The 6,848-nt window shown below is 73.2% G+C and carries 4 protein-coding genes; all 4 read left to right on the top strand.

What is annotated here, in order from left to right; all coding sequences use genetic code 11:
• The first annotated feature begins 57 nt into the window (after positions 1 to 57).
• Positions 58 to 855: a metalloregulator ArsR/SmtB family transcription factor gene (locus AB0G15_RS40310; protein WP_362850685.1), complete on the top strand. Its 798-nt coding sequence runs from the start codon at positions 58 to 60 to the stop codon at positions 853 to 855.
• 1,162 nt (positions 856 to 2,017) lie between these two features.
• Entirely contained in the window at positions 2,018 to 4,936 is a 2,919-nt protein-coding gene (locus AB0G15_RS40315) for an AAA family ATPase (RefSeq protein ID WP_362850687.1), read from the top strand.
• Positions 4,937 to 5,020: 84 nt separating this feature from the next.
• On the top strand, positions 5,021 to 6,298 hold the full coding sequence (locus tag AB0G15_RS40320; RefSeq protein ID WP_362850689.1) for an amidohydrolase family protein: 1,278 nt from the start codon (positions 5,021 to 5,023) through the stop codon (positions 6,296 to 6,298).
• Complete coding sequence (locus AB0G15_RS40325; protein WP_362850691.1) at positions 6,295 to 6,741, top strand: DUF6294 family protein; 447 nt, start codon at positions 6,295 to 6,297, stop codon at positions 6,739 to 6,741. The genes AB0G15_RS40320 and AB0G15_RS40325 overlap by 4 nt, the downstream gene beginning before the upstream one ends.
• The last annotated feature ends 107 nt before the right edge of the window (positions 6,742 to 6,848 follow it).

Genomic DNA, 6,848 nt, shown 5'->3' on the forward strand with positions numbered 1-6,848 from the left:
AAAAGTTGCCTATATTCAGACATGCATCCGAACGGTTGCCTAACTCTGTGAGACAGCATGGACGCGGTATTCAAAGCCCTCGCCGACACCAGTCGCCGGAGGCTGCTCGACAGCCTCAACCGGGACAACGGCCAGACCCTGCGCGAGCTGTGCGCGGGGCTGGACATGACCCGGCAGGCCGTGACCAAGCACCTGTCCGTCCTGGAGGCGGCCGGTCTGGTGGAGACGGTCAGGCGCGGCAGGGAGAAGCTGCACTACCTCAACGCCGCGCCCATCAACGAGATCGCCGATCGGTGGATCGGCCGCTACGACCGCGAGCGGGCGCGCGCGCTCGCCGACCTGAAACGAGCCCTGGAGGGTACGGACGTGTCCGAGACCAGCTTCGTCTACATCAGCTACATCAAGACCACTCCCGACCGGCTGTGGGAGGCCCTGACCGGCCCGGCCTTCATCAGCCGCTACTTCGGCGGAGGGGGCCCGCGATCCGACTGGACGCCCGGGGCCCCGATCGAGTGGAAGGTGACCGCGGACGGCGAGTACCACGACTGGGGCCAGCGGGTGCTCGAGGCCGAGCCCGGCAAGCGCCTGTCGTACACCTGGCACAACTACGAGCAGGAAGTGGCCGACATGTTCGGCTGGAGCGACGAGAAGCTCGCCGAGCTCAGGAAGGAGCCGATCTCGAAGATCACCTTCGAGATCGAGCCCGCCGGCGGGGCCACGGTCAAGCTGACCGTGACCCACGAGGGCCTCGTCGCGGGCAGCGAGATGATCAAGGGCGTCAGCGAGGGCTGGCCCGAGATCCTGTCGAACCTGAAGACCCTGCTGGAATCGGGCGAGACGCTGCCGCTCGGCTAGGGAGCGGGCTGAGACGCTGCCGCTCGGCGAGGGAGCGGGCGGGGTCCCGGTTCCCTGCGGAACGCGGAGGAACACCCCGGCCCGCTGCCGCGCCTTCCCGGAGAGCTCCCGGCCCGGGGGTGCCGTTCCCGCCGCGGGGGTCACCTGTCGGGACAGCCGGTCCCGGGGCCGGGGAACCGCCGGTTCGGCGGTGTGCAGCGAGGCGCGCCGGGCGTTCGCGCCGCTCAGGGCCCACGACGCCCACGAGGACCGCGTGACCGTTCCGGTGCGGGAGGACCGGTCAGGCGGCTCCTGAACCACCGTGACCGCGGAACGCCGCGAACCGCCACCGCGAACCCGTCACCGTGCCGTCGCTGCCGGGTGCGGACGGGACGCGGGCCCATGACGTGGGGATTCGCGTGTCCTGCCGGGCGAGGGTCCGGTGGGATGAGTAGGGGGATACTCATGCTTTCCGCCGCGTCCCTGCCTAACGTTCGGAAAGACCCGTCCTGACCGATCGACGGGGGGTGGGTGGGAAAGGGCTGGATCCGTCCTCGTCATCGTGTCGATGACGCCGGTGCCGCTCCTCGTGGGTGTCGCACCGGCTGCCGGGAAAGCCGCGAGCCTGGCGGGGGCCGGCTCGCGGGCCGTTCCGTCCGGGGCGTCCCGTCCTCTCCGGATAGTCCCGTCCGAGCCGTTCCCGGGGTCGGCCGTCGGAGCGGCGGGAGGTCGCCGAGGTCGCCGAGGTCGCCCCACCGCGGGTGGGGCCGGGGCGACCCATGGGCGTTCGGTCTGATTCATCGGTGACGGCATGCTCTTTTCCGGGACTCGGCCTACCGCGGTCCGGCGCCAACTCGTTCTCCAGGCCCCGGCACCCGTCATCACCAGGCCCCTCGACGATCACCACGTCACCACCACACGAGTCGCCGCTGACGCTGGTGCGATCTGGAGTCGCCACGCCCCCAACGACCACTCCGGGTGACCGCCACCGGGGCCGTGCTCTCGAGTACGGACCACTTGATCAACGACTCCTGCCGGCATCAACCCCCTCTTCGCCGCCGTGCTTTCGAACCGGGTGGAACCGCTGGCACACTTGCGGAGGCGGCAGTCGGGTGGAAGCGGTCGGTGAAGGCTGGCCGCGGGTGGAGCGGAGAAGGCGACGCGACAGGGGCAGGTCGGGTTCGTGGGGCGGGAGCGTGAGTTTGCGCTGCTCGCGGACCGGCTTGGCGCGGCCGCCGGCGGCGCGGGCCAGGTGGTGTTGCTGGCCGGGGAGCCCGGGGCGGGCAAGAGCCGCCTGGCGGAGGAGGCCGCGGCGCTGGCGGCGCGGATGGGGATGCGGTGCTGCTGGGGGCGGGCCACCGACGAGGAGGGCAATCCGGCGTACTGGCCGTTCCGGCAGGTCCTGCGGGCGCTCGGGCGATCCGGGGGCGCTCCGAATCAGCACGCGGGTCACGGCGCCGGGCAGGGCATGGGACAGGCGGCCGGGCAGGGCGCGGGGAGCGTCGTGCCGGAGCTGGGTGACCTGGTGCAGGCGGGAGGGGGCGGGGCCGAGCAGCGGTTCCAGCTGTTCGAAGAGGTGAGCGGGCTGCTGGCGGCCGGGGCCGAGGCCGATGGGCTGCTGGTGGTCCTGGATGATCTGCATTGGGCGGACGAGGCGTCACTGCGGCTGCTGGTGTACCTGGCTCGGGGAGTGGCCGGGTCACGGCTGGCGGTGCTGGCGATCTACCGGGACACCGAGATCGGGGAGCCGCTGCGGCGGATGCTGGTCTCGCTGGCCGGGGAGGCGTCGGTGACGCGGGTGCGGCTGACGGGCCTGGCCGAGGCCGAGGTCGGCGACCTGCTGGCCGGGGTCACCGGCTGGCCGTCGCCGGAATCGGTGGTCGGCGCGGTGAGTCGGCGTACACAGGGAAATCCGTTCTTCGTCACCGAGCTGGCCCGGTTGCTGGGCGGCGAGCAAGGGAACGGTGCGGAGCTGCCGGCCGGGGTCCGCGACGCCGTACGGGGTCGGCTGGATCGCCTGTCGGCATGGTGCGGGCGGGTGGTGTCGGCGGCGGCGGTGCTGGGCTCGGCAGTGGACCCGCCCGCCTTGGCCGCGGCGGCCGGGTGGGAGGTGGGAGAGGTGCTGAACGCGCTCGACGAAGCGGCGGCGGCCGGAATCCTGACCTCCCTGGCGGACGCGGGGGCGCGCGCGGGCGGGAGCACGGGTGGCGCGACGGAGGCGAGACCCACAGGCGTGCGGTTCGGGCACGATCTGATCCGGGAGGCGGCGCGGCTGGAGGTGTCCACGGCGGAGCGGCTCACGTTGCATCTGCGGATGGCGGAGTACCTGATCGGGCGGGTCGACGCGGCCGACCGGGTCAGTGAGGTGGCCTTTCACCTGCTGGAGTCGCTGCCCGCGGGAGACGCCGGCCTGGCCGTGGCGTGGGCCGAGCGCGCCGCGGGGCAGGCGATGGCGCAACTGGCGTGGGAGGAGGCCGCCGCCCTGTACGGACGCGCGGTGTCCGCGGCGGCCGACGCGGCCTTGGGCGGGCCGGACCGGTGCCGGTTGCTGATGGCGAGAGCTCGTGCTCAGGTCAGGGCGTACGAGATGGTCGACGCCCGCCGGTCGTTGCTCGCGGCCGCCGCCATCGCGCGGGAGGCCGGCGACGCGCGGACCATCGGCGAGGCGGCCATGATCATGGAAGGGGTTACCGACTTCGCGTGGGACGCCACCGGCGGCGCGCTGTACGCCGAGGCGCTGGCGGGCATCCCCGAGCAGGACAGCGCGCTGCGGGCGCGGCTGCTGGCCCAGTTCGCGGTGAACGATTCGTGGACCTCGTCCGGCGATGCCGGGGCCCGTTCGGCCGAAGCGCTGGCCATGGCCGAACGGGTCGGCGACCGAAGGGCCGTCAAGGAGGCGCTGCGGGCCAGACAACTCGCCCGCAGCGGCCCGGACGGCGTGGCCGACCGGCTGGCCCTCGGGGACCGGATGCTGGCCATGGGCGAGGCCGACCGTGACGATGACGCGGTGCTGTGGGGCCGGCTGTGGCGGTTCGACGCGCTGGCGCAACTGGGCCAGATCGACCGGGCCGAGGCCGAACTGGACCCGATCGACACGGTGGCCCGGCGGCTGCGTTCGCCGCTGGCACGCTGGCACGCGCTGCGCTACCAGGCCGCGATCGCCCTGGCCCGCGGCCGTTTCGGCGATTCGCTCGCGCTGGGGGAGCAGGCGTTGGAACTGGCGCGGCGGGCCGGCCACGAGGGCGCCCTGGTGCCGTCGCACGGCTTCCTGGTGATGGTGCGAACCCAGGCCGGAAGCGCCGGCCAGTCGATCGAGGCGGCGGTCCAAGTGGACCCGGCCACCGCCGCGATGCCTCCCGCCTGGGCGTTGTTGCTGGTGGCGTCCGGACGGCGGGAGGAGGCCCGGCAGATCTACCGGACGTTGCCGCCCGTGTCGTCGGTGCCGGGTTTTCTTCTGCTGAGCGCGCTCGCCGTCATGGCCGAACTCGCCGCGGAGTTCGGCGACCGGGAGGCGGCCGCCGAGACGTACCGGGCGATGGCACCGTATGCCGATCTGTTCGCCTGCGGCGGGGCCGGCGTGATCGCGATCCTCGGCTCGATGCGGCTGCCGCTCGGAAGGGCGGCCGCCGCGCTGGGCCGCCTCGACGACGCCGTACGTCACCTGCGCGCCGCCGCCGAGATCAACGAGCGGGCGGGCATGCCGCCGATGGCCGCCTCCGCCCGATACGAACTGGCCCGTGCCCTGGCCAGGCGCCGGCGGCCGGGAGACCGGGACGAGGCGGCCGCGCTGGCCGAGTCGGCGGGTGCGGCGGCCGGAGGGCTCGGCATGGCTCCCCTGCGGGAGCGCTGCGCGGAGCTGGCACGGTCGCTGTCCGGCCGGGTGACCGGCCCGCTGACCCGGCGCGAGGACGAGATCGCCGTGCTGGTGTCCCAGGGCCTGACCAGCCGGCAGATCGCCGCCGCCGTGCACATCGCCGAGCGGACAGTGGAGAATCACGTCCAGCACATCCTGGGCAAACTCGGCTTCACCAGCCGCGCCCAGATCGCCGCCTGGATCGCCTCCGGCCGCCCGCGGCGACAGACGGACACGGAGCCCGGGTAGACGCACGGGCCGCTTCGGATGAGTACCGGCCATGAGTAGTTTCCCGGAGGCGGGCAGGGCCCCGGTGGCCGCACGCTGACGTGCATGAACACCAGCTCCTTCCGGCTCGGCGGGCTCACGGTCCTGCGCGCCGCGTGGCTGTACGACGGCATCGGCCCGGCCCTGACCCCCGATCCCGTCCTCGTGCTCGACGGCGGCGTCATCGTGGCCGTCGGCCCGCTCGACGGTGTGCCGCAGGGGGCCACCGTCGTCGACCTCGGGGGTACGACGCTGCTGCCGGGCCTGATCGACACGCACGTTCACCTGGCCTTCGACGCGAGCCCGGATCCGGTGGGCAACCTGGCAAGCCGAGACGCCGCCGCCGCCCTCGCCGCGATGGCGGCGGCCGCCAGGCGGGCCGCCCGCGGCGGGGTGACGACGGTGCGCGATCTCGGCGACCGGGACTATCTGAGCCTCGCGCTGCGCGGCGCCGCCGCGTCCGACCGCTCTCTACCGACGATCGTCGCGGCCGGGCCGCCGATCACCACACCCAGAGGGCACTGTCACTACCTGGGCGGCGCCGCGACCGGCGTGGACGGGGTCCGCGCGGCCGTGCGGGAACGCGCCGAGCGCGGCGTCGACATCATCAAGATCATGGCGAGCGGGGGCAACCTGACCCCCGGCACCCACCCCGAGCTGCCCCAGTTCACGCCGGAGGAGCTGGGGGCCGCCGTGGCCGAGGCGCACCGCCACCACCTGCCGGTCACCGCCCACGTGCACGGCACCCAAGCCGTCGCCGACGCGGTCGCGGCGGGTGTGGACGGCCTCGAGCACGTCACCTTCATGACCTCGGAGGGTGTCGACCCGGCGCCGGACGGCCTTGTCCAGGCCATAGCGGAACGCGGCATCGCACTCGGGATCACGCTCGGCGTGGCCCCGGTGGAGGGGGGCGCGATGCCGCCCGCAATGGCCGCCCGGGTACCGGCGCTGACCGCCAACGCCCGCCGGCTGCACGCGTCCGGGGCACGAATCGTCGCCGGGACCGACGCCGGCATCGGCCCGATCAAGCCGCCCGACGTCCTGCGCTGGGCCGTCGGCCAGTTCCCCGGCATCGGCCTGACCAGAACCGGGGCGCTGCGCGCCGCCACCTCCCTCGCCGCCGAGGTGTGCGGGCTGGGAGATCGCAAGGGGCGGCTCGCCCCCGGCTACGACGCCGACATCCTGGCCGTCGACGGCAACCCACTCGAAGACCTCAACGCCCTGCACCACATCCGCGCCGTCTACGTCCGCGGCACCCCTCTGCCCAACCCGATCCCGCCTCCGACAACCTTCGGCCGGCGCATTCCAACCAACCCTCACCACGAAAGGAATCAACCGTCATGAACCGATCCCGCTTCCGCACGACCGTGAGCGCCACCTTGACCCTGGTGGCCCTGGCCTTGGGACCGACGCTCCCGAGCGCCGCGTCCTCCACGTCGCTGTCCCCCATATCCTTCACGTGGAGAAAGCCGATGACGGCGGGGAACTGCACGATGTTCGAAGGCGCCCGATGGACCCTGTACCCGAGCGGCAGAGCCACGTTCGACGGCACGGTCACCAGCGGCGACAACAACGACGCCTGGCTGATGTGGGCGCGCCTCAAGGACGAGAACAACGCCGTGCTCGGCACGTTGACCAACCTCGACATCCAGGACCGTTCCGACCGGACCAAGTTCGTCCAGGGCCTGCCCAGCAGCTCGCAACGCTACCGCTGGTTCGCCTCCGGCGAATTCAACAAGTACTTGTTCCCCCTCATCAAGCGCATGTCCCTCAGCAAGCGCTGCTGACCACCCTCCGCTGACCACCCTCCGCGGGGGGGCCCCACCGCCCCCCCCCCCCCCCCCCCCCCCACCCGCCGGCACCGCGGACCGCCCCCCCCGCCCGCCGGGGCGGG

This window comes from Streptosporangium sp. NPDC023825 (assembly GCF_040639575.1).
In the GTDB taxonomy this organism is placed as follows: domain Bacteria; phylum Actinomycetota; class Actinomycetes; order Streptosporangiales; family Streptosporangiaceae; genus Streptosporangium.